Raw genomic sequence first — 24,098 nt, 5'->3', positions numbered from 1 at the left:
TCGGCTTCGAGTCCTTCGAGTCCTTCGAGCCCTTCGAGCCCTTCGAGCCCTTCGAGCCCTTCGAGTCCTCGGCGGGGGCGGCTGCGGCTTCGCTTGTCTGGGTCACGCCATAAATATCCGGCCGACGGCCTCGCTCCATCGAGTGGCCCGGAGGACAGCATTCACTAGGATCGGGCCATGAGCAGTGACCCCGGCTTCCGCCCGCACCGCGTCGTCGTCCTCGCCCTCGACGGCCTGCTCCCCTTCGAGCTGGGCATCCCGCACCGCATCTTCGGCCGCCCCAAGGACGCCCTGGGCCGCCATCTCTACGAGGTCGCGACCTGCTCGGTCCGCCCGCCCGGGCCGGTCGAGACCGACGCCGACTTCGCGGTCCACGTGCCCAACGGCCCGGAGACCCTGGCCACCGCCGACACCGTGATCATCCCGGCGTCGTACGAGCTGGGCCCGGTCTTCGAGCAGGGTGTCCTGACCCCCGAGCTGGCCGCCGCCCTCGCCCACATCCGCCCCGGCACCCGGCTCGCCTCCATCTGCACGGGCGTCTACGTCCTGGCCGCCGCCGGCTACCTGGACGGCCGCCCGGCGACCACGCACTGGGCCGAGGCCGACCACCTCCAGCGGCTCTTCCCGCAGATCGAGGTGGACGCGGACGTCCTGTTCATCGACGACGGTGACGTGCTGACCTCCGCCGGGGTGGCCGCCGGCATCGACCTGTGCCTGCACATGGTCCGCCGCGACCACGGCACGGCCGTCGCCAACGAGGTGGCCCGCCGCACCGTCGTCCCCCCGCACCGGGACGGCGGCCAGGCCCAGTACATCCACCGCCCGGTCCCCGACCCCCAGGTGGCCACGACCACCGCGGCCCGCGCCTGGGCCCTGGGCCGCCTCCACGAGTCCATCCAGCTGCGCGACATGGCCGAGCAGGAGGCCATGTCGGTACGGACCTTCACGCGCCGCTTCCGCGAGGAGACCGGCATCAGCCCCGGCCAGTGGCTCACCCAGCAGCGCGTCGAACGCGCCCGCCACCTCCTGGAGTCCACCGACCTCTCCGTCGACCAGGTGGCCCGGGACGCCGGCTTCGGCACGGCCCAGTCGATGCGCCAGCACCTGCAGACGGCCCTCGGTGTCACCCCGACCGCCTACCGCCGCACCTTCCGGGCCGGCGCCGAGGCACCCACGACGGGGCAGGAACAGAGCAGTACCGGCGCCCCCTAGAAGGTGAGCACCCCCCGGGCCACCCGCCCCGCCTCCGCGTCGGCGCGGGCCTTCTCGAAGTCCTCCACGGGGTACGTCTCGGTCACCAACTCGTCGAGCAGCAGGCTCCCCTGGCGGTACAGCTCGGCATAGAGGGCGATGTCGTGCTGCGGCCGTGAGGAGCCGTAGCGGCACCCCAGGATGGACTTGTCGAGGAACATGGAGGCGACGGCGAAGGACGCCTCGGCGGTGGGGGCGGGCATGCCGAGGAGGACGGCCTGGCCGTGCCGGTCGAGGAGGTCGACGGCCTGCCGGACCAGCTCGACCCGGCCGACGCACTCGAAGGCGTGGTCCACCCCGGTCGGCAGCAGGTCCTTCACGCCCTCCGCCGAGGTCAGGAAGTCCGTCGCGCCGAACTGCCGGGCCGCCTCCTCCTTGGCCGGGTTGGCGTCCACGGCCACGATCCGCAGCGCGCCCGCGATCCGCGCGCCCTGGATGACGTTCAGACCGATTCCGCCGGTGCCGATGACCAGCACCGTGTCACCGCGGTCGACGCGGGCCCGGTTCAGTACGGCGCCCACACCGGTCAGCACCCCGCAGCCGATGAGGGCGGCCGACGTCAGCGGGATGTCCTTCGGGATCCGTACCGCCTGCACGGCCTTGACGACCGTGCGTTCCGCGAAGGCCGAGTTGCACGCGAACTGGTACACGGCCTGGCCGCCGCGCGTGAACGGCTTCTGCGGGCGCCCTATGGCCTTGCGGCACATGGTGGGCCGGCCCCGGTCACAGTCGGCGCAGGCACCGCAGTTGGCGAGCGTGGACAGGGCCACATGGTCCCCCGGCGCCACATGGCTGACGCCCACACCGACCGCCTCCACCACACCCGCACCCTCATGCCCGAGCACCACAGGAACAGGGAAGGGTATGGTCCCGTCCACCACCGACAGATCGCTGTGACACAACCCGGCCGCCGACACCGCGACCAGTACCTCCCCGGGCCCCGGCTCCCGCACATCCAGATCGTCGACGACCTGCACCTGCTTTCCGTCGAACACGACACCGCGCATCACGACTCGACCCCCTTCGGTTCCCTCGGCAGACCGAGCACCCGCTCGGCGATGATCGTGCGCTGGATCTGGTCCGAGCCGCCGTAGATGGTGTCGGCCCGGGAGAAGAGGAACAGGTGCTGGGCGGCGTCCAGTTCGTACGGCGCGGCGGCCGACCAGCCGGCCGGGCCGACGCTCGCGGCCGCGCCCCGCACCAGCACGGCGAGCTCTCCGAGCCGCTGGTGCCAGCCGCCCCACAGCAGCTTGGCCACACTGGGCGCGCCGGGCTCCACGGCCGAATTCCCCAGCGTCCGCAGGGCGTTCCACCGCATCACCCGCAACTCGGCCCACTGCCGCACCAGCCGCTCCCGTACGACGGGATCGTCGACGGCCCCGCTCTGTACGGCGTCCCGCACCACCCGCCCCAACTCCTCGGCGAACCCGATCTGCTGGGCGAGCGTGGACACCCCGCGCTCGAACCCGAGCAGGCTCATCGCGACGCGCCAGCCGTTGCCCTCGCCGCCGACGACATGCTCCGCGCGCGCGTACGCCCCGTCGAAGAAGACCTCGTTGAAGTCGCTGGTGCCGGTCATCTGCCGGATGGGGCGGACCTCGATACGGCCCGGCTGGTCCATCGGCACCAGCAGGAAACTCAGCCCGTGATGCCGCCGCGAGCCCGCCTCGGTCCGCGCCAGCACGAAACACCAGTCGGCCTCGTGGGCGAGCGACGTCCAGATCTTCTGCCCGGAGACCCGATACCCGTCCGCCTCCCGTACGGCCGCGGTCCGCACGCCGGCCAGATCGGACCCCGCGCCGGGCTCGCTGTACCCCTGGCACCACAGCTCTTCCCCGGCGGCGACGGCCGGCAGAAAACGCGCCTTCTGCTCACTGCTGCCGTGCGCGATGAGTGTCGGGGCGAGCAGGTTCTCCCCGATGTGCCCGGACCGCGGCGGCGCCGCCGACCGGGCGTACTCCTCGGCCCAGGCGACCTGCTGGGTGAGCGTCGCGGTCCGGTTCCCGTACCCGCCCTCCGCCCACCCGATCCCGATCCACCCGGCGGCCCCGAGCGTGCGCTCCCAACTGCGCCGGTCCACATCGCTTTTGACGTGCGCGTCGAGCCAGCCCCGGACTTCCCGGCGAAACTCCTCATCCTCCGGCGCAAAGCCGAACTCCACGGTGACCTCCAGAGATGCGTCGGGGCTAGGTCCGTACGAAAACCACCGGCAACCGCCGTAGTGGCCGATCACCGTCGCGGCGGAGAGAAGAGAGGGGCCGACAGGAGAGGGCGAGACCTCCGAACGCCGGCAGCCGCACCCCCCAGGGGCGCGGGGAACTGCGCGAGCGACCACGACGGCGCCGCACTCGCCCACAGCCCACGTCCCGCAAGAGCGCGCGAACACAACGCCCGCGAGTACACCCCCTGGGGGCGCGGGGAACTGCGCGACCAGCCACGACGGCGCAGCACTCGCCCACAGCCACTCGCCCACAGCCCGCGTCCCGCACAAGCGCGCGAACACAACGCCCGCGAGCACACCCCCTGGGGGCGCGGGGAACTGCGCGACCAGCCACGACGGCGCCGCACTCGCCCACAGCCCGCGTCCCGCACAAGCGCGCGAACACAACGCCCGCGAGCACACCCCCTGGGGGCGCGGGGAACTGCGCGACCAGCCACGACGGCGCCGCAGTCGCGCGCCGCCCGCCCCCGCCACGGCGGGCAGGCGCCCGGCCCTCACCCCTCCGCGGTCGCCGGAGCACACGCGGCCCACCCCCCTTACGCGTTCGGCCGGCTTCCTTCTCGCGCGGCCGCCTCCATCGCCGCCAGCCGCGCCAGCATCGGCATCGGATCCGTCCCCACGCTCCCCGGCAGCGCCTGAGCGATCCGCTCCGGCGTCCAGGCGCCCCCTTCGGCGTACGCGGCCCGCAGCTCCCTCGGCTGGGCCCACACCGCGATCTTCGGTCCGGCCACCGTGTAGACCTGCCCGGTGACCCCGGCGTCCCGCGCCGCGTCGGACAGCAGGTAGACCACGAACGCGGCCACGTCCTCCGGCTCGCCGATCTCCGTCAGTTCCGTCGGCACGCCCGCCGACATCCGGGTCCGGGCCACCGGCGCCACCGCGTTCGCGGTCACCCCGTACTTGTTGAGGCCCAGCGCGGCGCTCCGCACCAGCGAGATGATCCCGCCCTTGGCCGCGCTGTAGTTGGCCTGCGAGACCGAGCCCTGGTGGTTGCCGCTGGTGAAGCCGACGAGGGTGCCGGCGCGCTGCTTCCGCATCACCGCGGACGCCGCCCGGAACACCGTGAACGTGCCCTTGAGGTGGGTGGCGAGAACCGGGTCCCACTCCTCCTCGGCCATGTTGAACAGCATCCGCTCGCGCAGGATCCCCGCCACGCACACGACCCCGTCGAGCCGGCCGTACGCCGACAGCGCCACGTCCACGACGCGCTGCCCGCCCGCCATCGTGGAGATGTCGTCGGCGACCGCGACCGCGTCCCCGCCCGCCGCCTCGATCTCCTTGACGACGGCCTGGGCGACCTCGCTCGTGGGCGATCCGCCGTCGACCGCGACGCCGTAGTCGTTGACGACGACCTTCGCCCCCTCGGCCGCCGCCGCCAGCGCCACCGCCCGTCCGATACCGCGCCCCGCACCCGTCACGGCGACGACCTTGCCTGCCAAGAAGTTCCCCACGCCCGGCCCCTTCCCGCGGTTTCTGACGGACCGTTAGATTTTATGACCCGTCAGATGTGCGGACACAAGGCCTGGGGAGGACCCAGATGTCACTGCCGGCGCTTCATCCCGCGTTCCACGACATCGCCAAGCGCGTCAACAACTGGGGGCGCTGGGGCGCCGACGACGAGATCGGCACGCTGAACCTGGTCACCGACGAGGTGGTGCGGGAGGCTGTGGCGGCCGTCAGGAGCGGGCGCCGCGTTCCCCTCGCCCTTCCGCTCCAGCAGGACGGGGTGCAGACCGGGATGATCCCCGGGCGGGTCAACCCCCTGCACGCCATGGTGCAGATCAACCAGGAGCTCTTCGGCCCGGGGACCGTGGCGTGCAGCGACGACGCCGTGACCATGGGGCTGCAGGCGGGCACCCACTGGGACGCGCTCACCCATGTCTCGCACTCGGGGAAGCTCTACAACGGCCGCCCGGCGCACACCGTCACCGCGCACGGCGGTGCCGAGTTCTGCGGGATCGACAAGGCGCGGCACATCGTCTCGCGCGGGGTGCTCCTGGACGTGGCACGCGCGCGTGGCGTGGACCGGCTGGCGGGCGGGCACGCGGTCACTCCGGAGGACCTGGACGCGGCCGAGGAGTTCGCCGGGACGACCGTCCGCAGCGGCGACATCGTCCTCGTAAGGACCGGGCAGGTGCAGGTGTACCTGGCCGGGGACAAGCACGGGTACGGCTACCCGTCGCCGGGTCTCTCGGTGCACACCCCGGAGTGGTTCCACGCGCGCGACGTGGCCGCGGTCGCCAACGACACCCTCACGTTCGAGATCTTCCCGCCCGAGATCGAGGACCTGTGGCTGCCCGTGCACGCCCTGGACCTGGTCGAGATGGGGATGCTGCAGGGCCAGAACTGGAATCTCGAAGAGTTGTCCACAGCCTGTGGAGAAACCGGCCGGTACGCGTTCCTGCTGTCGGCGATGCCCGAGCCGTTCGTCGGGGCCACGGGCACTCCGGTCGCCCCGGTGGCCGTCCTGTGAGCACCGCCCGCCGCCTGTCGAAAGCCGGTGTCACGCCCGAGGCGGCGTGACACCGGCCCTCCCCCATTCCCCCTGCATCCGGACGACCACGCGCACCGGCCCGCCCCGAGCCCGGTCCCGCGCGCCGCCATCCGGCTCGACCCACACTCGACGAGGGCGTCCGTCACCCAGACCCTCGCCGTCCCCTCGCGGCGAATCGCAGACCTCAAGCGTGAGCAAACGGTCACAAGGCGTCAACACCCGTACGGGGTTTTACGACTTATGCCCCGGTTCGCCATGGGCGCGCACGGATGCAACCCCCGGCGCATGGCCGCGCACCGGGATCACACCGCCTCGAAGGCCAGCCCTTCGTACGAGGCCAGTCCGCCCCCGTACGCGACCGCCGCGCCCTGCCGGGGCTGCGAACACCGGTCGAGTTCGCACCAGATGCGCTTGCCGGCGCCTTCGGGGCTCCAGCCCCAGCGGTCGGCGAGCCCGTCGACGAGGGCGAGGCCGCGGCCGCCGGTCGCGTCGCCGTCGGCGCACCGCGGCACGGGCGCGCGGTCGCTGGCGTCGGCCACCTCCAGCCGTACGGTGACCGACTCGTCGGCGCCCCCGCGGTCCGTGCCCGGCAGGGAGAGCCGCAGTACGGCCGGACAGCCGGTGTGCACCACGGCGTTGGTGACCAGCTCGGAGACGAGCAGGATCAGCGTCTCGGCCAGCGGCTCGTCCGCCGCTATACCGGCCCCGGCGAGGCGCGAGCGGGCCCACCTTCTGGCCCGCCCCACCTCCGTGGGGTCGGGCCGGATCTCCAGCTGCACTTGAAGCACCTGCACCGCTCACACCATCCGAACCGGCGGACACATGAACCCGCGCCGAGCCAACGCCACGACGAGGGCCGCGACGAAAAGGACGACGAGGGCCACGATCGTAGCCATTTTCTGCATGGCCAGAACAACGGCCAGAGCAAGGGTCACGGAACGTGATTCCCTTACGAGACAGCATGGTTGACGTACAGTCACCCCAACAAGCGCTTCGGGCATATTCCAGCGCGAAGGAGTACGCCTCCGGCATACTGTGCGACGCTCGCGGCGGGGAGTCGAACAAGCGGGGGCACAAGCCCTTACCGCCCTGCGAGCGGCGGTGCGCACCATGAGTGGCGGGGCCGCTTCGACGGCTCCGCCGGCATGGCTCGTCCTCGGAACCACTCGCATCCCACAGAAGGTACCGGAGGGGACAGCCGACTCCAGGCCGTGACGAGTCACGCGTTGGACACAACCCGGTATCAACGCTCCGTGATTCCGGTATGCCACAATCCGCGACATCCCGACCGCCAGAACCCATGATTCCGCAGGCCAGAGCCGTTTCGAACGCTCAGCTGAGCAGCTCCGCGGCGAGCATCTCCTCACTCTCCGTGTTCGCACCACCACGCTGTGCCCGCACCCATGTCCGTTTCAGATGCAGATGCACCTCCGACTCCCAGGTGAAGCCCATCCCGCCGTGCACCTGGAGGCAGTCCCGGGCGCCGCGCACGGCGGCCTCGTCGGCGAGCAGCCGGGCCGCCGCGATGTCCGCGGGGGCGGAGGTCACGGCGGCCGCGTAGACGGCCGCCCGCGCGGTCTCGGCGCGCACCAGCATGTCGGCGCACAGATGCTTGACCGCCTGGAACGCTCCGATCGGCTGCCCGAACTGCACGCGCGTGCGTGCGTGTTGCACGGCCAGCTCGCACGCGCGCGTGGCCGTGCCGAGCTGCTCGGCGGCGGTGAGGAGCACGGCGACCGGGTCGGGCGGCCCGGAGACCGGCCCGGGGACGCGGTGCAGGGGCGTCAACGGGTCCACCGAGCGCACCGGTACGGCCCCCGACGCGTCCCCCGTCACCTCGTCGGCCTCGGCCAGCCACTCCACCAGGCCGCCGTCCGCACGGGCCACCACGGCCTCCCCGGTGGCCGCGCCGGGCACGTCGGCCGCCGCGAGGTGGGTGGCCACCAGCGGGCCGGGCAGCAGCGCCCGCCCCGCCTCCTCGAACACCAACACGGCTTCGGCCAGGCCGAGTCCGACACCGCCGTCGGCCTCGGGCAGCCGCAGCGCGAAGAACCCGGCGGCTCCCAGCTCCCGCCACAGGCCCCGGTCCAGCCGGCCCGGCGCGCCGGCGGCCGCCCGCAGCACCGCGCCGTCGAAGCGGCGCCCGAGCAGCTCCCGCATGCCCGCCCGCAACGCCTCCTGGTCACGGGTCAGTCGAAAGCGCACGTCCGCTCACCGCCCCTTCGGCAGCCCGAGGATCCGCTCGGCCACGATGTTCCGCTGGATCTGCGAGGTCCCGGCCGCGATGGTGTACGAGAGGGCGGAGAGCCGGTCGAGGACCCACGGCCGGTCGAGGTCGAGGGCGTCGGGGCCGAGCACGGCGGCCGCCGCGTCGTACAGCTCCTGCCGGGCGTGCGAGTACCGCAGCTTGAAGACCGAGCCGCCGACGCCCGGCACGCCCCTGCCCTCCGCCTCGCTGACGTTCCACTGGGTGAGCCGCCACAGCGCCCGGAACTCGGCGTTCAGGCGGCCCAGGCGGCGGCGCAGTTCGGGGTCGTCCCAGGTGCCGTTCGCGCGCGCCACGCGCGCGAGGTCGCCGAGCACCCGGCGGCAGGCGACGACCTCGCCGACGAAGGCGGTGCCGCGTTCGAAGGAGAGGGTCACCATGGTGACGCGCCAGCCGTCGTTCTCGGCGCCGACCCGGTTGGCCGCCGGCACCCGCACCTCGTCGAGGAACACCTCGGCGAACTCGTGGGACCCGGCGAGCGTGCGCAGCGGCCGTACGGTGACACCCTGGGCGTCCATGGGCATGGCCAGCCAGGTGATGCCCCGGTGCCTGGGCGCCTCCGGGTCCGTGCGCACCAGCAGTTCGCACCAGTCGGCGACCTCCGCGTGCGAGGTCCAGATCTTGGAGCCGCTCACCACGTAGTCGTCGCCGTCGCGCCACGCGCGCGTGCGCAGCGCGGCCAGGTCGGAGCCGGCGTCCGGTTCGCTGAAGCCCTGGCACCACACCTCGTCGCCGCGCAGGATCGGCGCCAGCCAGCGGGCCCGCTGCGCCTCGGTGCCCTCGGCGGCGATGGTGGGGCCCGCGTGCAGCAGGCCGACGAAGTTGGCGCCCACATAGGGCGCGCCGGCCTTCTCGGTCTCCTCAAGGAAGATCAGCCGCATGGTGGGGGACGCGTCCCAGTGGACGTCGGCGTACCCGGCGTCGTACAGCGTGCGCTGCCAGCCGAGGTCGTAGGCGCGGCGGCCCGGCCAGTCCTCGGGCTTCGGCTTCGGCGGGAGGCCGGGCAGCACCTTGGCGAGCCACTCCCGCAGCCGCGCCCGGAAGTCCTCCTCCTCGGGCGTGTACGACAGGTCCACCGGCAGGCACCCCCACGGAGCTGATGGTTCGTCAGACTTCGTCAGCCATCGCAGGCTAGCCCCGCACCCCTGGACCGACAAGGCGCCAGGACCTACGATCTGACGACTCGTCAGTTCCGTGGTCCGCTGGGCAGGGGGACGCCATGAACGCCACCGCACACGAGCTGAGTACCTCCCGCACCCTCTGGGACCTGGTCGCCCGGCGCGCCGGACTCACCCCCGACCGCCCGGTGTTCCTCCAGGGCGACCGCACCCTGACCTTCGGCGGGCTGCGCGCGCGTGCCGAACGCGTCGCGGCCGGGCTGTACGGCATGGGCGTGCGCCCCGGCACGGTGGTCGCCTGGCAGCTGCCGACCCGGATCGAGACGGCCGTCCTGTCCTTCGCGCTGGCCAGGCTCGGCGCCGTCCAGTCCCCCGTCATCCCCTTCTACCGGGACCGCGAGGTCGGCTTCGCGCTGCGCGAGTCCAGGGCCGAGTTCTTCGCCGTACCGGGCGTGTGGCGCGGCTTCGACCACACGGAGATGGCGCGCCGGCTGGGCGCGAAGGGGATCTTCGAGGCCTACGACGACCTCCCCGACGGCGATCCGGCCGTGCTGCCCGCCCCGCCCGCCGAGGGCACCTCCGTCCGGTGGATCTACTGGACCTCGGGAACCACCTCGGACCCCAAGGGCGTTCTGCATACGGACCGGTCGCTCGTCGCGGGCGGGTCGTGTCTCGCGCACGCGCTGCGGCTCACGGCGGACGACGTGGGCTCGATGGCGTTCCCGTACGCGCACATCGCCGGCCCCGACTACACGGTGATGCTGCTGCTGTACGGCTTCCCGGCGGTGCTGTTCGAGCAGTTCGCGCTGCCGGACGCGCTGCCGGAGTACCGCAGGCACGGGGTGACGGTGGCGGGCGGTTCGACGGCGTTCTACTCGATGTTCCTGGCCGAGCAGCGCAAGCGGCCGGGGGTGCCGGTCATCCCCTCGCTGCGGCTGCTGGCCGGCGGCGGGGCGCCCAAGCCGCCGGAGGTGTACCACGCGGTGGTGCGCGAGATGGGGGTGCAGCTGACGCACGGGTACGGCATGACCGAGGTGCCGATGATCACGATGGGAGCGCCGGACGACACGGTGGAGAACCTGGCGACGACCGAGGGACGGCCGCCGGAGGGGATGGAGATACGGATCGCGGAGGGCGGCGAGGTGCGCCTGCGCGGGGAGGCGGTGTGCCAGGGGTACCTGGATCCGGCGCAGTCCGCCGCGGCCTTCGACGACGAGGGCTTCCTGCGCACCGGCGACCTGGGCCGGGTGACCGCGACCGGCCACCTGGTCCTCACCGGGCGGCTCAAGGACGTGATCATCCGCAAGGGCGAGAACATCTCGGCGAAGGAGATCGAGGACCTGCTCGCCGCGCATCCGGCGGTGGCCGACGCCGCGGTGGTCGGGCTGCCGGACGCGGAGCGCGGTGAGCTGGTGTGCGCGGTGGTCGAACAGCCTCCGGGGGCCGCCGTGTTGACGCTCCCGGAGACGGTGTCCTACCTGCGCGCGGAAGGGCTGTCGGTGCACAAGCTGCCGGAGCGGCTGGAGGTGGTGGACGCGCTTCCGCGCAACGAGACGCTGCGCAAGGTGCTCAAGTACAGGCTGCGCGAGCGGTTCTCGGGGACTCCCGCACCGGAGGGTCCCGCCGCGGGGAGTCCCGCTGCGGGGAGTCCCGCTGCGGAAAGTCCTGGTGCCGGGAGTCCTGCTGCGGAAAGTCCTGGTGCCGGGAGTCCTGCTGCGGAGAGCCCTACTCCGGGATCGTGAAGTAGCGGGCGAACGCCGGGACGATCTCGGCCTCCGCGACCTTGCCGTCGCCGTCGGTGTCCAGGCCCGCCGCGACCGCCTGCGCGAGCTCCGGGGCGACCCCGAGGACGCGCAGCACGCGCACGGTGTCGGCGACGGTCGCCGTGCCCGTGCCCTCGGTGTCCGCGAGGGCGAGGGCCGCGTGCAGGAAGGGGCGGGCGATCTCGCCGAACCGCTCGGGGTTGTCGTGCAGCCGCTTGACCGCGCCGCTCACGAACTCCTGGCGGGTGATGCGCTGGTCGCCGTCCCGGTCCGCCATGCCGGCCATGCCCTGCCAGAAGGCCTCCGCGCCGGCGTACAGGGCCTGGCCCTTGTCGGAGCGCGCGGGGACGCCGAACTCGGCGAGCAGCGCCTTGGCCGCCGCGTTGAAGTCCTCGCGGTCGATCCAGCCGTTGCCGTCCTGGTCGAAGGTTGCGAACCGGGCGGCGATCCGTCGCTCGTACTCGGTGCTGACCATGTCTGTTCGGGCCGCCTTACGTGACGTGGGGGTTCATCTCGCTGGGAGCGTACGACGCGGCGGCGGCCGGAGAGCGGGAAAACGACGGTTGTGCCAAGACCGGGGGAATTCCGCGACAACAACGTGGCACTGTCGTGATCGTCGGCTACGGGCTCGCGGAGCCCGGCTGCCCCGGCCACCCCGGCTACGCGGACAGCGGGTCCTCCTCGTCGGCGGTCGCGCTGTCGATGTCGGCGTACACGTCGAACAGCCGCCGTACACCGAGGGCGCCGAGGACCCGGTTGACGTGAGAACCGTCACTCGCGCCCTGGGCGGGCAGTATCAGCCGCAGCCGGCCCCGGCAGGAGCGGATCAGGCGGCGGGCCGCGATGAGGACGCCGACCCCGCTGGAGTCGCAGAAGAAGACGTCGGAGAGGTCGAGGACCAGGCTGTGATGGCCCTCGGCGACCACGTCGTGCACCCGCTGGCGCAGCACCGGCGAGGTCACCAGGTCCAGTTCGCCCGACACTCCGAGCACCGCCCACTCGCCCTGTTCGACGCCGGTCACCTTGAAAGCCACGGCTCAGCCCTCCGCTCGCCGGATCTCCGGAACCGCCCGGAAACGGAGCCAGTTCCTACGCTTCTTGTCGCGCGGCTGCCCAGCGGCCGTTCCCCGAAACCCCGGATGACAAACGAGCATCGATCGGAGAGGGTCTTGTTTCGGTCATCACCGATCCTGTTCGATCAGAAACAGAGGGTTCGGCCGGAGACGAACGGGAGACCCGAGAAGGACCGGAAGCGCCCAGTACCACCCGCGGTCCGTCAAGGGCGCGCATTGCCATAAAGGGGCGTGCGTTGCCGGACGTGCCGACTACATTCGAGGAGACGGTGGAGACACGCTGGACACGGACACGGGGAGGGGGCCGCATGGCGAAGAAGGACGTACCGCCCCGCTGGGACCGCAAGATGCAGCAGCGGCTCGCCCGCGGCGAGGCGGCCGCCCTCGGTGAGCTGTACGACCGCTTCGCCTCGCTCGTGCACGGGCTCGCCCATCGCGTCCTCGGGGACGAGCGGGCCGCCGACGGCATAACCCGCGAGGTCTTCGCCCAGGTCTGGGAGCACCCCGACGCCTACGACCCCCGGCAGGGGCCGTTGCGCTCGTGGCTCGCCGCGCTGGCCCACCGGCTCGCCGTGCAGCGCCTGAGGGCCACCGAGACCGCCGCGCTCGCCCCGGGCGACAGCGGCTCCCCGGAGGCCGCGGAGGAGCTGGAGCACAAGGTGCGGCGGGCGTCCGTCGCCGCCCGCGCGGACTACATCGTGCACTCCATGCCGGCCCCGCTGCGCGCCGCCCTGGACCTCGCCTACTTCCAGCGCCGCGACTACCGGCAGACCGCGGTGGACCTCGGCGTCACCGAGGACGAGGCCCGCCGCCGGCTGCGCCTGGGCCTGCAACTGCTGTCCACCGCGCACGACGCCGGGACACCGCCCGGATACGGAGGTGGGGCGTGACCGGCGCCGAGTTCTCCGAGGCGCACGACGGCGCCGGCGCCGGCTCCGGGGACGGCGACGTGCCGCACGACGGCGGCGCCGACTTCGGCCGGTCGCCGCGCATACCGCTGCCCCGGGCCTCCGTCGAGGACGGCGGCCAGCCGCTGCCCGAGCCGGCCGGCCTGCCGCCCGTACCGCTGGAGTTGCCGCACGACGTCCTCAAGTCGCTGCTCGGGGCGTGGGCGCTGGCCGCGTGCTCGACGGCCGAGTCCCTCGCCGTCGAGGTTCACCTCGGCGACTGCGGGGCCTGCGCGGACGAGGCACGGCGGCTGCGCGAGGCGGTCGGCCTGCTGCACCAGCCGGAGAGCCTGGACCTCGATCCCGGGCTGCGCACCCGGGTCCTGGAGGCCTGCCTGGACCGCCGGCCGGCCAGGATCCCGATCCCCGCCTGGGCGGCGCCCTACGACGCGGAGACCGCCCGCCTCGACGCCCTGCTCCAGGACATCGGCGACGCGGAGTGGCACACGCCGGTGCGGTTGCGCTGGTTCGACGGCGAGGCGGCGGCGAGCCGCCGTACGACGGTCGCCGGCGTGATCGCGCATCTGCTGTCCGTCGACGGGCTGGTGGCGACGGCACTGGGCCTGGAGGACCCGCTGGGGGAGGTCCGGGCGCAGGGCCCGGCCGCCCGCACCGAGGCCTTCTGGCAGGCCTCGCACTTCCCGCCGACGCGTGCGGTGCGGGTGCCCTGGCGGGAGCAGAGCCACCGGCTCGTGCAGACCGTCTCCTTCACCGGCGGCGGCGCCGGGCGCCTCGGGGTGGCGTACGGCGACTTCGAACTGCCGTTGCACGACTCGATGCTGGACCGTGCCTTCGAGTGCTGGGTGCACGCGGAGGACATCGCGGAGGCGGTGGACTATCCCTACGGGCCGCCGGCCCCGAGGCACCTGCACCGGATGATCGACCTCGCGGCCCGGATGCTGCCCGCTGCGCTGGCCGAGCGCCGGCGGGCGGGGCTGGCGTCGCCCGGCCAGACCCCCCACCTGGTCCCTGCGGGACGGCCCGGCCGGAGTCTGCGGCTGGAGATCGAGGGCAGCGGCGGCGGCGAGTGGCTGATCCCGCTGGACTCGCCGGGGGCGGTGGGCTCGTCGGAGTTCGAGGTGGCGCACGTGGCGCTGGACGACGTGGAGTTCTGCCGGTTGGCCGCGGGCCATGTGCCGCCGGAGGAGGCGGCCGCGGGCCAGCTGGGGGATCGGGCGGCGATCAGAGACGTGCTGTTCGCTGCCGCGAGCCTGAGCCGGATGTAGGGACGTCCGCCCAAGGGGCCGGACCGCCCCCTGGGCGAAGCCCGCCTCGCAACCGTCAGCCGAAGACGACCGTCCGTCGGCCGTTGAGCAGGATGCGGCGCTCCGCGTGCCACTTCACCGCCCGCGCCAGCGCCTGACACTCCACGTCGCGGCCGATCGCCACCAGCTGGTCCGGGGTGACGTCGTGGCCGACCCGCTCGACCTCCTGCTCGATGATCGGGCCCTCGTCCAGGTCCGCCGTGACGTAGTGCGCCGTCGCACCGATCAGCTTCACGCCCCGCGCGTGCGCCTGGTGGTACGGCTTCGCGCCCTTGAAGCTCGGCAGGAACGAGTGGTGGATGTTGATGATCCGGCCGCTCAGCTGCTTGCACAGGTCGTCCGAGAGGACCTGCATGTAGCGGGCCAGCACCACCAGTTCGACGTTCTCCTCGCGGACGAGGTCGAGCAGCCGGGCCTCGGCGTCGGCCTTCGTCTCCTTCGTCACCGGGATGTGGTGGAAGGGGATGTGGTACGAGTCCACCAGCTCCTTGAAGTCGGTGTGGTTGGAGACCACAGCCGCGATGTCCACCGGGAGCGCGCCGATGCGGGCGCGGAAGAGCAGGTCGTTCAGGCAGTGGCCGAACTTGCTGACCATGAGGACGATGCGCATCCGCTCGTCGGCCCGGTTGATCTGCCAGTCCATGTGGAAGGAGTCACCGATCGCCGCGAAGCTCGCCCGCAGCTTGTCGACCGTCACCGGCGCGTCGGCCGAGAAGTGCACGCGCATGAAGAACAGACCCGTGTCGTGGTCCCCGAACTGCTGGCTGTCCTCGATGTTGCAGCCGGTCATGAACAGGTAGCTCGACACGGCGTGCACGATGCCCTTTTTGTCCGGGCAGGAGAGCGTGAGGACGTACTGGTCGGCCGGGGCGGCCTGGGCTCGGGTGGACTCGTCGGTCATGCAGCACAGAATCTCATGCCCCGCCCGCCCCGGCGGTCGGCGTCCGCTTCGCGGACTCAGGCCGCCCGCGTCATGATCCGCAGCACTTCGAGAGTGCGCGGCGGGGCGTCCGGGTCGTCGCCGTCACTCGCCGCCAGGCGTATGTGCGCGTCCCGGGCCGCCCGGACCGCGTCCGGCCACGCCTGGTGGTCGAGGTAGGCGGAGACCGGCGCGTCCGGCCCGACCTGGTGCATGATCCGCAGCACCCGCAGCACGGCGGTGTCGACGAGCGCCGCCTCCTGCGAGTCGCGGAATATCGTCCCGACGTACTTCTCCGCGGACCAGCTGTCCAGCCAGGTGTCCTCGACCAGCCGGTAGACCGCGTCGGTCACGTCGCCGTACCCGTCCTGGCCGGCCAGCCAGACGTTCCGCTGGAAGTCCGGGTCGGAGAGCATGTGCAGCGCGGAGCGCACATTGCTGCGCCAGCGCCACCACGGCATGTCATTGAGTGGCATGCCGCCCATGGTGGAGGAGCGACGGCCGCGACGGGAAGAGTTCTCCGAACCTTGCACGGTCATCGATCGTACGTTCCTCGTCACACACCCTTAACAGGCCCCCCGCAATTCACCTGGACGTCACCCTTCGTTGACCATGGGTCACTTTTCGGTTATTGATGTGGCGGAATCGTGCATGTTCATGACCGGCAGGCGCCCCATCCTCAGCACCCCCCTCAGCAGCACCGTCTCCGCGAACCACCGGCGCGTCAGAGCCGCCGCCCTGTCCGCGGTGGCCGTGACGGCGTGTGTGTCGCTCGCCGCCGGCTGCGGTGTCATCCCAGGGATGTCGGCCTCGACGGACGACGCGATCAAGGTGATGACCTGGGCGCCGCAGGGGACCAGCGCCACCAACAAGCCCGGCATGCCCGCCATGGCCTCCGCCTACGTCAAGTGGATCAACTCCGAGGGCGGCATCAACGGCCGCAAGCTCAAGCTCGTCACCTGCAACGACCACAACAGCAGCGTGGGCGCCGCGAGCTGCGCCCAGCGGGCGGTCGACGAGAACGTCGTCGCCGTGGTCGGCTCCTACAGCCAGTTCGGCGACTCCTACTTCGCCCCGCTGGAGGGCGCGGCCATCCCCTACATAGGCGGCTACGGGGCGTCGAACGAGGAGTTCACCAGCCCCGTCTCCTACCCGGTCAACGGCGGCTCGCTCACCCTGCTGTCCGGACTCGGGGAGGCGCTGGCCGACTCCTGCGGCCCGGTCACCCTGGTCCGCCCGGACAGCATCGCCGGCGACCAGCTGCCCCAGCTGCTCGACTCGGGCCTGCAGGCGGGCGGCCACGCCAAGGCGATCGACCAGCTCGCGGCCGAGGACCTCACCGAGTACGACCAGCAGTCGCAGAAGGCGCTGGAGAGCGCCACCTCGAACTCGCTGAAGACGGGCTGTGTGGTGCCCGAACTGGGTGACCGCACGGCCACCTTCATGGACAACTTCCAGCGCGCCCGCCAGGACTACCCGAAGGTGAAGACGGCCGCCGAGGTCGGCAGCGTCGACCAGACGGTGATCAACTCCACCGGCGGCGCGTCCGGCCCGTACGAGGGCTCGTACATCACCGGCTGGTACCCGGTGGCCTCGGACTCGCGCTGGGACGGGATGAAGAAGGTCATCAGCAAGGAGGCCTTCGGCGACAACCGGATCGACCCGGCCGACGCCGGGGTGCAGACCACCTGGATCGCCTACAAGGTCCTCACCGCCGCGCTGGAGAAGATCGGCGACGGCGAGGTCAGCGCCGACAGTGTGCGGCACACCCTCAACGACGGCCTGAAGGTCGACACCGGCGGCCTCACCCCGTCCCTGAGCTGGCCCTACCAGGGCAAGCTGGCCGCGGCCGGCTTCGCCCGGCTGGTCAACGCCGACGTGAACGTCCAGACGGTCAAGGGCGGTCTGCTGCAGTCGGCGAACAAGCAGGCCCTGGACATGACCAAGGTCCTGGAGAACGCCGACCTCAGCTGACCCCCGCGCACGCCCCGGCCGTCACAGCTGGGTCGGCTGCCGCTGGGTCAGGCCGTACTTGCTCGCGATCGTGTTCCACAGCGCGGCCGCCTTCACCTTCTGGCTGCTGGCGGTGCCGCTCTCGCGGTTGCCGGCGAGGGTCTGGCCGGTGGTGCGGGCCTCGCCCTTGTGGCAGCCGTGCTTGCCCTTGGCCTGGTCGGCCCAGGCCGCGTAGTGGTTGTCGGCGTTCGCGGAGGCCTGCCAGGCCTTGGTGAGGGCGGTGCTCAGCTCGGCGTTGCCCGGCAACTTGTCGACGGCCAGCTTCGACAGCCGGGTGACCAGCTCGGTGCGCTGCTGGGCGGCGTTGCGCAGGTCGGAGGCGGAGCCGTCCAGGTCCTTGCACTGCTTCACCTGGGCGACGGCGTTGATCACCGAGGCCCGGCTGCTGCCGCTGTCGGCGAGCAGCTTGTCCAGGGCGACGGCCTGCGCCTTCGCGGGGTCGGCCGCGGCCGAGGAGGACCCGTCGGTGGCCGAGGCGGACGCGGCCACCGTCTTGCCGGTGTCGTCCGAGCCCCCGCCGCCACCGCTGAGCAGGGCACCGGCGCCGATGCCGAGCACCGCGATGCCGATCCCGACGGCCGCGATCAGCGGCACCTTCGACCTGCCGCGGCCGCCCCGGCCGCCACCGTCGTCGTCGTGATGGTCGTACGACGTCGGGGGCGGGGTGAACGCCGGCGGCTGCTGGTAGCCGCTCTGGGGCTGCTCCTGGAAGCGCGGCAGATAGGCCGTGGAGGCGGCCGGGGGCTCGCCGCCCGGCCCGCTGCGGAAGAGGTTGTCGAACTCGGCGGGCGGCTGCCGGTCGGCCCCGCCACCCTGCGGGCCGCCGGCCGGGTACGGCACGATGTACTGCGTGGCCTCGGCGTCGGAGTGCGCCGCCGGGGCGGGCGGCCCGCCGTGGAAGGCGGTCTGCCCGTGGGACATCTCCGGCGGCAGCGCGCCGGGGCCCACCGGCGGGATCAGCTGGGTGGCGCCCTCGGAGGCCGCCGGAACCGGCGGTATGTACTGCGTGGCGCCCTCGTCCACCGGCGCGGCGGGCACCGGCGGTATGTACTGGGTGGCGCCCTCGTCGGCGGGCGGCAGCGCACCGCCGTAGCCGCCGTGGCCGCCCTGCGGGACGGCGGGCGGCAGCGCGGCGCCCTGAGCGCCGTAGGGGTCCTGGCCGGCGGCCGGGGGCAGCGGGGCGCCGTACGGCTGCTGGGGCTGGCCGCCATAGCCGTACGACTGCTCGTAGCCGCCGTACGACGGGGCCGGCGCCCCCTCCGGCGGAAGCGCACCGGCACCGGGGGCCTGGGCGGCCTGGGCCTGGGCGGCATGCGACTGGGCGTTCCAGGCGGGCGGCAGCTGGTGCTCCGGAGCGGCCCACTCCTGGCCGGCCGCCTGCGGCCAGCCCTGGCCGCCCGGCTCGGGCTGCGGGCTCTGCTGGTGGCCGGGGCCCCACGGCTGGCCCCAGGACTGGCCCTCGGACGGCGCGGCGGCCGGGGCGGGCGGCTGTGTGACGGGGACGGGACTGCCCGTCATACCCGGCAGCAGGGGCTCGCCACCGTCGGAGGGCAGCACGATGCCTTCGCGCGCGGGCTCGCCCTGTCCACTCTGCGTCACCGGGACTCCTACTAATGGGGGACCTTGTGAATCGTCGGCTCACGCTACCGGGTCCCCTCAGCCAGGTGCCACGCAGCCAAGGTCGCGATCTTGTTCCTTGTGACAGCAGTAACAGAACCGCCCCGCGGTGCGCTGTATATGCCGCCTCTTGAGCGGCAACGTGTGGTTTTCCACACGTTCATGCAGCCGCGGGGCAGGAATTCATGCGGCCGCCTGCAGATCCAGGCGCGCTCCGAACTCCCTGACCACCGGTTCGTCCCGGAACGGCTCCAGCCGCAGCTGGAAGTCCTCCAGGTACTCGGCGCCCCGGTTGGAGCGGACCGTCTCCAGCAGCTCCACCGCCTTCGTCCCGGTGGCACATGCCTGTTCGATCTCGCGCTGCTGCACCTGCGCCGTGGCGAGGAGCACATAGCCGATCGCGCGGCGCCGCGCCCGGGTCTCCGGGTGCCCGTCCAGCGACTGCTGCGCACACCTGGCGGCCGCCTCGGCCTGGCCCAGGTCGCGGTGGCAGTGCGCCAACTCGTCGGCCAGGTAGGCCTCGTCGAAGTGCCTGATCCACGCCGGGTCGTCCCCGGACGCCGGATCGGCCGCCTCCATCGCCGACACCGCCCGCCCGGACGCCAGCTGCGCCGACCGCACATCGCCCAGCAGGGCGTGGCCACGGGCCTCGGCCGCGAAGAACATCGCCTCCGCGCGCGGGGTCACACGACCACGCGCCCCCTCTTGCGCCGCCCGTGCCAACTGGGCGATCTCGCGCGGGTTTCCGAGCTGCGCGGCGAGGTGGCTCATGGAGGAGGCGAGCACATAGCCGCCGTAGCCACGGTCGCCGGCCGCCTGCGCGAGGCGCAGCGACTGGATGTAGTACCGCTGGGCCAGCCCGGGCTGACCGGTGTCGACGGCCATGTACCCGGCGAGCTCGGTGAGCCGGGCGACGGCGGCGAACAACTCCCGCCCCACGGACTCCCGGTAGGAGCCGGCCAGCAGCCCGGAGACGACGCTGTTGAGGTAGTGCACGACGACCGGACGCACATGCCCGCTGCCGAACTGGTGGTCCAGATCCGTCAGCGCCTGCGTCATCGCCTTCACCGCCGCGACGTCCGACTGCCCGACCCGCGGCCCCGCCTGCCGCGCCACCTGCGCGTCCGGCGCCGAGATCAGCCAGTCCCGGCTGGGCTCCACCAGCGCGGACGCGGCGACCGAGGAACCGGACAGGAAGTCCCGGCGCCCCACGTCACTGCGCCACAGCTCGCAGACCTGCTCGATGGCCCCCAGCACCGTCGGCGAGAACTGGAGACCGACGCCCGACGCGAGGTTCTTGCCGTTGGCCATGCCGATCTCGTCGATCGTGACCGTACGGCCCAGCTTGCGGCCCAGCGCCTCGGCGATGATCGCGGGCGCCCGGCCCCGCGGCTGCTGGCCGCGCAGCCAGCGCGCCACGGACGTCTTGTCGTACCGCAGGTCGAGACCGTGCTCGGCGCCGCACATGTTGACCCGGCGGGCGAGCCCGGCGTTCGAGCACCCCGCCTCCTGGATGAGCGCCTGCAACCGTTCGTTCGGCTGCCGCGCGACAAGCGGCCTTGCGGCCATGGCGTACCCCCTGCGAACTCCCTGTAGGGAAAAGATCCGGCCTTTGCGATCACTGCCCAGCGGACATGCCGAAAATGCGGGACATGCGAGGATTGCCGGGTAAAAGCAGCGGAACCACGGGTACGACCGCCGCCAACCCCCCACGTGTGACTACCCGCTCACGCCCCGGTTCCTCCTGCGCGCCCCCACACGTGCATCCATGCGCCCCAGTTACGGGAAAGATGCTCCTCCCCCGCGCGCGCTACGCCCGTAACTCCAGGTGGGTGCGGGAGTTGTGTTGAGCGTGGAAGAGACGATCGTGGGCACCGAAGCCGCTCAGATTCCGAAGCAGCGCGGGGAATCGCTGCTGGAGACCGCCGTACGCTACGCCGAGGAGCGCCACTGGGACGTCTTCCCGGGCACCTGGCTGGAAGCGGCCGAGGGGGTGCAACGCTGCTCCTGTGGTGAGGTCGCGTGCGGCGCGCCCGGCGCGCACGCGGCGCGCCCGGACTGGGCGACGCAGGCCACCGGTAGTGCGACGGTGGCGCGCCGGATGTGGCAGAAGCAGCCGACGGCGTCGATCCTGCTGCCGACGGGGCGGACCTTCGACGCGCTGTCCGTCCCGGAGACGGCCGGGTTTCTCGCGCTGGCGCGCATGGAGCGGATGGAGCTGACGCTGGGGCCGGTGACCCTGACCCCCGACCGCCGGATGCAGTTCTTCGTACTGCCGGGCGCGTCGGTGAAGGTGCCGGACCTGGTACGGAAGATCGGCTGGTCACCGGCGTCGCTGGACCTCACGGCGCTCGGGGAGGGGGCGTACGTGCCGGCACCGCCGACGCGGTACGGGTCCCGGGGGGCGGTCCAGTGGGCCTGCCGGCCGACGGCGGCGAACCGGTGGCTGCCGGATGCGGAGGAGCTGATCTCGCCGTTGGCCTATGCGTGCGGGAGGGATCGGTAGCGCCTCCTGGGCTGCCGGGTGATGTGTTGTGAGCGGCTGCGGGTGCGTCGTGGCTGGTCGCGCAGTTCCCCGCGCCCCTCAAGGGGCGCTGCAGTCGCGTCAGCCACATAGCTGCGGGCAGCCGTGCCGCAGGGCGGCACGGGTGGGCGCTGGGGGTCCCCCCTCTGGGGGAGGCACCCTGCCGGCGCCGGCAAGCGAAACCCCCGCCCCCACCCACCCGCACCCTCAAAACCTCGCCGCCCCATAGGGTTCATCCATGACCGATGCCGTGCGTGTTCGTGGGCTCTGGAAGCGGTTTGGGCAGCAGGTGGCCGTCGGCGGGATCGATCTGTCGCTGCCCGCCGGAAAGTTCGTCGGGCTGGTCGGCCCCAATGGCGCAGGCAAGACCACCACGCTCTCCATGGTGACCGGACTGCTGCGCCCGGACCAGGGCTCCGTCGAGGTCGTCGGCCACGACGTGTGGCGGGACCCGGTCGCCGTGAAGGCCCGCATCGGCGTCCTCCCCGAAGGCCTCCGCCTCTTCGAGCGGCTCTCCGGACGCGAACTGCTCGGCTACTCCGGCCGGCTGCGCGGCCTCCCCGGCGCCGAGGTCGACAAGCGGGCCACCCAGCTCCTGGACGTACTGGACCTCGCCGGAGCCCAGCACAAACTCGTCGTCGACTACTCGACCGGCATGCGCAAGAAGATCGGGCTCGCCGCCGCTCTCCTCCACAACCCCGAAGTCCTCTTCCTGGACGAGCCGTTCGAGGGCGTCGACCCGGTGTCCGCGCAGACCATCCGGGGCGTGCTGGAGCGGTACACCGCCTCCGGCGCGACCGTCGTCTTCTCCTCCCACGTGATGGAGCTCGTCGAGTCGCTGTGCGACTGGGTCGCGGTGCTGGCGGCCGGGCGGATCCGCGCGACGGGGACGCTGGAAGAAGTGCGCGGGGCGCATCCCACCCTCCAGGCCGCGTTCCTGGAGCTGGTCGGGGCGAGCGGCCGGAACGCGGCCTCCGATCTGGACTGGCTGGGCGGCGGGGCGGCCCGATGACGGACGTGACCGCCACCGTCGTACGGCTGAAGCTGTCGCTGCTGCGCAACGGGCTGCGGCAGTCCGGCGGCCGGCGGGCCGCGTTCGTCGCGTCGGCGGTCGTCGCGCTGCTGTTCGCGGTACTGCAGCTGCTGGGCCTGGTCCTGCTGCGCGGGCATGCGCACGCGGACGCGGTGGCGGTGCTGGGGGCCGCCGTGCTGGCGCTGGGGTGGGCGGTGATGCCGCTGTTCTTCCCGGGCGGCGACGAGACCCTGGACCCGACCCGGCTGGTGATGCTCCCGCTGCGGCCCCGGCCGCTGGTACGGGCCCTGCTGGCCGCCTCGCTGGTCGGCATCGGCCCCCTGGTCAGCCTGTTGCTACTGGTGGGCTGTGCGGTGGCGGTGGCGCACGGTGCGGCCGGCTACGGCGTCGCGGTCGTCGCCGTACCCCTCGCCCTGCTGGTCTGCGTGGCCCTCGCGCGCGCCGTGGCCGCCGCGAACGTACGGCTGCTCAGCAGCCGCAGGGGACGTGACCTGGCCGTCCTGAGCGGCCTGGTCGTCGCCGTCGGGGCACAGCTCGTCAACTTCGGCGCCCAGAGCCTCGGTTCGGCCGGCCTCGGCAGGCTCGCGCCGGTGGCCGACGTGGTGCGGTGGCTGCCGCCCGCGTCGGCGATCGGCGCGGTGCACTCGGCGAGCGAGGGTTCGTACGGGACCGCCGTCCTCCAGCTCGGTCTGTCCCTGGCCGCGTCGGCGCTGCTCGTGGGCGCCTGGGCGCGGACGCTGACCCGGCTGATGACCTCACCCGACGGTTCCACGCTCCAGGCGCCCGACGCGGCCGACCGGGGCCGCTCGTCCGCGGGCGGCGTTCTCGGACGGCTGCTGCCCGGCGGACGCACCGGTACGGTCATGGCGCGCAGCCTGCGCTACGTCTGGCGCGATCCCAAGACCAAGGCCGCCTGGGTGACCTCGCTGGCCATCGGCCTGATCGTGCCCGTCTTCAACGCCCTGCAGGGCACCGGGTCGGTCTACTTCGCGTGCTTCGCCGCCGGGATGCTCGGCATCCAGATGTACAACCAGTTCGGGCAGGACACCTCCGCCTTCTGGATGGTCGCGATGACCGTCTCGTCCGCGCGGGACGCCTACGTCGAACTGCGCGGGCGGGCACTGGCCCTGCTGGCGATCACCCTGCCGTACACCGCGCTGGTGACCGTCCTGACCACGGCCCTGCTGGGCGACTGGCCCCGGCTGCCCGAGGTGCTCGGCCTCGCCTTCGCCCTGCTCGGCGCGATGCTGGCGACCGGCGCCTGGACCTCCGCCCGCTTCCCCTACTCCATCCCCCAGGAGGGCCACCGCAACGTCGCCCCCGGCCAGACCGGCCTGGCCTGCATCGCGATCTTCGGCGGGATGGTCGCGGCGGCCCTGCTGAGCTCCCCGGTCATCGCCCTGACCATCGCGCTGAACGTGAGCGCGGGAGGCGAGGAGTGGACCTGGCTGCTGCTGCCGGCGGGGGCGGCCTACGGGGCGACGATCACGTGGGCAGGGCTGCGGATGGCGGCCCCGCGAACAGCGGCCTGCTTGCCGGAGATCCTGCTCGCCGTCAGCAAGGGCTAGCTGCAGCGCGCCCCTTCAGGGGCGCG

The 24,098-nt window shown here is 72.6% G+C and carries 21 protein-coding genes; 9 read left to right on the top strand and 12 right to left on the bottom strand.

Annotated elements, in window-relative coordinates; all coding sequences use genetic code 11:
* Positions 1 to 177 precede the first annotated feature (177 nt).
* Positions 178 to 1,212 carry a GlxA family transcriptional regulator gene (locus SSP29_RS19300; RefSeq protein WP_089101939.1) on the top strand — a complete coding sequence of 345 codons (1,035 nt, stop codon included), beginning with the start codon at positions 178 to 180 and terminating at the stop codon, positions 1,210 to 1,212.
* Here SSP29_RS19300 and SSP29_RS19295 read toward each other — a convergent pair.
* The 3 genes from SSP29_RS19295 to SSP29_RS19285 form a co-directional block, all read right to left on the bottom strand.
* Positions 1,209 to 2,258 (bottom strand): Zn-dependent alcohol dehydrogenase, encoded by a 1,050-nt coding sequence (locus tag SSP29_RS19295; protein ID WP_089101938.1) that lies wholly within the window; start codon positions 2,256 to 2,258, stop codon positions 1,209 to 1,211. The two genes, SSP29_RS19300 and SSP29_RS19295, sit on opposite strands and share 4 nt — an antisense overlap.
* Positions 2,258 to 3,412, bottom strand: coding sequence for an acyl-CoA dehydrogenase family protein (locus tag SSP29_RS55875; RefSeq protein WP_089101937.1), 1,155 nt, complete (start codon positions 3,410 to 3,412; stop codon positions 2,258 to 2,260). Before SSP29_RS55875 ends, SSP29_RS19295 begins: the two co-directional genes overlap by 1 nt.
* A gap of 596 nt (positions 3,413 to 4,008) precedes the next feature.
* Entirely contained in the window at positions 4,009 to 4,923 is a 915-nt protein-coding gene (locus tag SSP29_RS19285) for an SDR family NAD(P)-dependent oxidoreductase (protein WP_089101936.1), read from the bottom strand.
* A gap of 86 nt (positions 4,924 to 5,009) precedes the next feature.
* Between SSP29_RS19285 and SSP29_RS19280 the strand changes: the two genes are divergently transcribed.
* Entirely contained in the window at positions 5,010 to 5,945 is a 936-nt protein-coding gene (locus SSP29_RS19280) for a cyclase family protein (RefSeq protein ID WP_089101935.1), read from the top strand.
* 323 nt (positions 5,946 to 6,268) lie between these two features.
* Here SSP29_RS19280 and SSP29_RS19275 read toward each other — a convergent pair whose 3' ends face one another.
* From SSP29_RS19275 to SSP29_RS19260, 3 genes are all read right to left on the bottom strand, one after another.
* Positions 6,269 to 6,745: an ATP-binding protein gene (locus tag SSP29_RS19275; RefSeq protein WP_089101934.1), complete on the bottom strand. Its 477-nt coding sequence runs from the start codon at positions 6,743 to 6,745 to the stop codon at positions 6,269 to 6,271.
* A 553-nt stretch (positions 6,746 to 7,298) separates the two neighbouring features.
* Entirely contained in the window at positions 7,299 to 8,171 is an 873-nt protein-coding gene (locus SSP29_RS19265; protein WP_089101932.1) for an acyl-CoA dehydrogenase family protein, read from the bottom strand.
* A gap of 6 nt (positions 8,172 to 8,177) precedes the next feature.
* Positions 8,178 to 9,308, bottom strand: coding sequence for an acyl-CoA dehydrogenase family protein (locus SSP29_RS19260; RefSeq protein ID WP_089101931.1), 1,131 nt, complete (start codon positions 9,306 to 9,308; stop codon positions 8,178 to 8,180).
* Positions 9,309 to 9,451: 143 nt separating this feature from the next.
* On the opposite strand from SSP29_RS19260, the gene SSP29_RS19255 reads away from it, so the two are divergent.
* Positions 9,452 to 11,092: a class I adenylate-forming enzyme family protein gene (locus tag SSP29_RS19255; protein WP_089101930.1), complete on the top strand. Its 1,641-nt coding sequence runs from the start codon at positions 9,452 to 9,454 to the stop codon at positions 11,090 to 11,092.
* On the opposite strand, the gene SSP29_RS19250 is transcribed toward SSP29_RS19255, so the two are convergent.
* Together SSP29_RS19250 and SSP29_RS19245 are read right to left on the bottom strand one after the other, a co-directional pair.
* Positions 11,076 to 11,588, bottom strand: a complete 513-nt coding sequence (locus tag SSP29_RS19250) for an EF-hand domain-containing protein (RefSeq protein WP_089101929.1) — start codon at positions 11,586 to 11,588, stop codon at positions 11,076 to 11,078. The genes SSP29_RS19255 and SSP29_RS19250 overlap by 17 nt on opposite strands.
* A 184-nt stretch (positions 11,589 to 11,772) precedes the next feature.
* A complete protein-coding gene (locus SSP29_RS19245; protein WP_089101928.1) occupies positions 11,773 to 12,147 on the bottom strand; it encodes an STAS domain-containing protein in 375 nt (124 codons plus the stop codon).
* Positions 12,148 to 12,494: 347 nt separating this feature from the next.
* On the opposite strand from SSP29_RS19245, the gene SSP29_RS19240 reads away from it, so the two are divergent.
* Together SSP29_RS19240 and SSP29_RS19235 are read left to right on the top strand one after the other, a co-directional pair.
* The gene (locus SSP29_RS19240) at positions 12,495 to 13,076 is read left to right on the top strand and encodes an RNA polymerase sigma factor (RefSeq protein ID WP_089101927.1); all 582 of its coding nucleotides are present in this window, start codon (positions 12,495 to 12,497) and stop codon (positions 13,074 to 13,076) included.
* A 59-nt stretch (positions 13,077 to 13,135) separates the two neighbouring features.
* Positions 13,136 to 14,359, top strand: coding sequence for a maleylpyruvate isomerase N-terminal domain-containing protein (locus SSP29_RS19235; protein WP_107436236.1), 1,224 nt, complete (start codon positions 13,136 to 13,138; stop codon positions 14,357 to 14,359).
* 55 nt (positions 14,360 to 14,414) lie between these two features.
* On the opposite strand, the gene purU is transcribed toward SSP29_RS19235, so the two are convergent.
* Both purU and SSP29_RS19225 read right to left on the bottom strand, forming a co-directional pair.
* Complete coding sequence (gene purU, locus SSP29_RS19230) at positions 14,415 to 15,299, bottom strand: formyltetrahydrofolate deformylase (protein ID WP_089101926.1); 885 nt, start codon at positions 15,297 to 15,299, stop codon at positions 14,415 to 14,417.
* A 56-nt stretch (positions 15,300 to 15,355) separates the two neighbouring features.
* Entirely contained in the window at positions 15,356 to 15,856 is a 501-nt protein-coding gene (locus SSP29_RS19225) for an SCO4402 family protein (protein WP_089101925.1), read from the bottom strand.
* Positions 15,857 to 15,974: 118 nt separating this feature from the next.
* Here SSP29_RS19225 and SSP29_RS19220 point away from each other — a divergent pair, with 118 nt between their 5' ends.
* Positions 15,975 to 17,291: an ABC transporter substrate-binding protein gene (locus SSP29_RS19220; RefSeq protein ID WP_174855980.1), complete on the top strand. Its 1,317-nt coding sequence runs from the start codon at positions 15,975 to 15,977 to the stop codon at positions 17,289 to 17,291.
* Between the two features lie 21 nt (positions 17,292 to 17,312).
* Here SSP29_RS19220 and SSP29_RS19215 read toward each other — a convergent pair whose 3' ends face one another.
* Both SSP29_RS19215 and SSP29_RS19210 read right to left on the bottom strand, forming a co-directional pair.
* Positions 17,313 to 18,929, bottom strand: a complete 1,617-nt coding sequence (locus SSP29_RS19215; protein WP_089101924.1) for a hypothetical protein — start codon at positions 18,927 to 18,929, stop codon at positions 17,313 to 17,315.
* Positions 18,930 to 19,130: 201 nt separating this feature from the next.
* Positions 19,131 to 20,516, bottom strand: coding sequence for an NsdA family TPR-like regulatory protein (locus tag SSP29_RS19210; protein ID WP_089101923.1), 1,386 nt, complete (start codon positions 20,514 to 20,516; stop codon positions 19,131 to 19,133).
* 274 nt (positions 20,517 to 20,790) lie between these two features.
* On the opposite strand from SSP29_RS19210, the gene SSP29_RS19205 reads away from it, so the two are divergent.
* From SSP29_RS19205 to SSP29_RS19195, 3 genes are all read left to right on the top strand, one after another.
* On the top strand, positions 20,791 to 21,453 hold the full coding sequence (locus tag SSP29_RS19205) for a bifunctional DNA primase/polymerase (RefSeq protein WP_089101922.1): 663 nt from the start codon (positions 20,791 to 20,793) through the stop codon (positions 21,451 to 21,453).
* A 256-nt stretch (positions 21,454 to 21,709) separates the two neighbouring features.
* Positions 21,710 to 22,483: an ABC transporter ATP-binding protein gene (locus SSP29_RS19200; protein ID WP_089101921.1), complete on the top strand. Its 774-nt coding sequence runs from the start codon at positions 21,710 to 21,712 to the stop codon at positions 22,481 to 22,483.
* Positions 22,480 to 24,072 (top strand): transporter, encoded by a 1,593-nt coding sequence (locus SSP29_RS19195; protein ID WP_089101920.1) that lies wholly within the window; start codon positions 22,480 to 22,482, stop codon positions 24,070 to 24,072. The genes SSP29_RS19200 and SSP29_RS19195 overlap by 4 nt, the downstream gene beginning before the upstream one ends.
* Positions 24,073 to 24,098 lie beyond the last annotated feature (26 nt).

The sequence above is a fragment of the Streptomyces hyaluromycini genome, from assembly GCF_002217755.1.
Lineage (GTDB): Bacteria > Actinomycetota > Actinomycetes > Streptomycetales > Streptomycetaceae > Streptomyces > Streptomyces hyaluromycini.
Note: the sequence above shows the minus strand (reverse complement) of the source record. Positions and strands in the feature narration are given on the sequence as shown.

Bases quoted from the DNA above. Each gene is read 5' to 3' on its own strand.
- SSP29_RS19300 (WP_089101939.1), top strand. From the start codon at position 178: ATGAGCAGTGACCCCGGCTTCCGCCCGCACCGCGTCGTCGTCCTCGCC.
- SSP29_RS19295 (WP_089101938.1), bottom strand. From the start codon at position 2,258: ATGCGCGGTGTCGTGTTCGACGGAAAGCAGGTGCAGGTCGTCGACGAT.
- SSP29_RS19280 (WP_089101935.1), top strand. From the start codon at position 5,010: ATGTCACTGCCGGCGCTTCATCCCGCGTTCCACGACATCGCCAAGCGC.
- SSP29_RS19255 (WP_089101930.1), top strand. From the start codon at position 9,452: ATGAACGCCACCGCACACGAGCTGAGTACCTCCCGCACCCTCTGGGAC.
- SSP29_RS19250 (WP_089101929.1), bottom strand. From the start codon at position 11,588: ATGGTCAGCACCGAGTACGAGCGACGGATCGCCGCCCGGTTCGCAACC.
- SSP29_RS19240 (WP_089101927.1), top strand. From the start codon at position 12,495: ATGGCGAAGAAGGACGTACCGCCCCGCTGGGACCGCAAGATGCAGCAG.
- purU (WP_089101926.1), bottom strand. From the start codon at position 15,299: ATGACCGACGAGTCCACCCGAGCCCAGGCCGCCCCGGCCGACCAGTAC.
- SSP29_RS19225 (WP_089101925.1), bottom strand. From the start codon at position 15,856: ATGACCGTGCAAGGTTCGGAGAACTCTTCCCGTCGCGGCCGTCGCTCC.
- SSP29_RS19220 (WP_174855980.1), top strand. From the start codon at position 15,975: ATGACCGGCAGGCGCCCCATCCTCAGCACCCCCCTCAGCAGCACCGTC.
- SSP29_RS19210 (WP_089101923.1), bottom strand. From the start codon at position 20,516: ATGGCCGCAAGGCCGCTTGTCGCGCGGCAGCCGAACGAACGGTTGCAG.
- SSP29_RS19200 (WP_089101921.1), top strand. From the start codon at position 21,710: ATGACCGATGCCGTGCGTGTTCGTGGGCTCTGGAAGCGGTTTGGGCAG.
- SSP29_RS19195 (WP_089101920.1), top strand. From the start codon at position 22,480: ATGACGGACGTGACCGCCACCGTCGTACGGCTGAAGCTGTCGCTGCTG.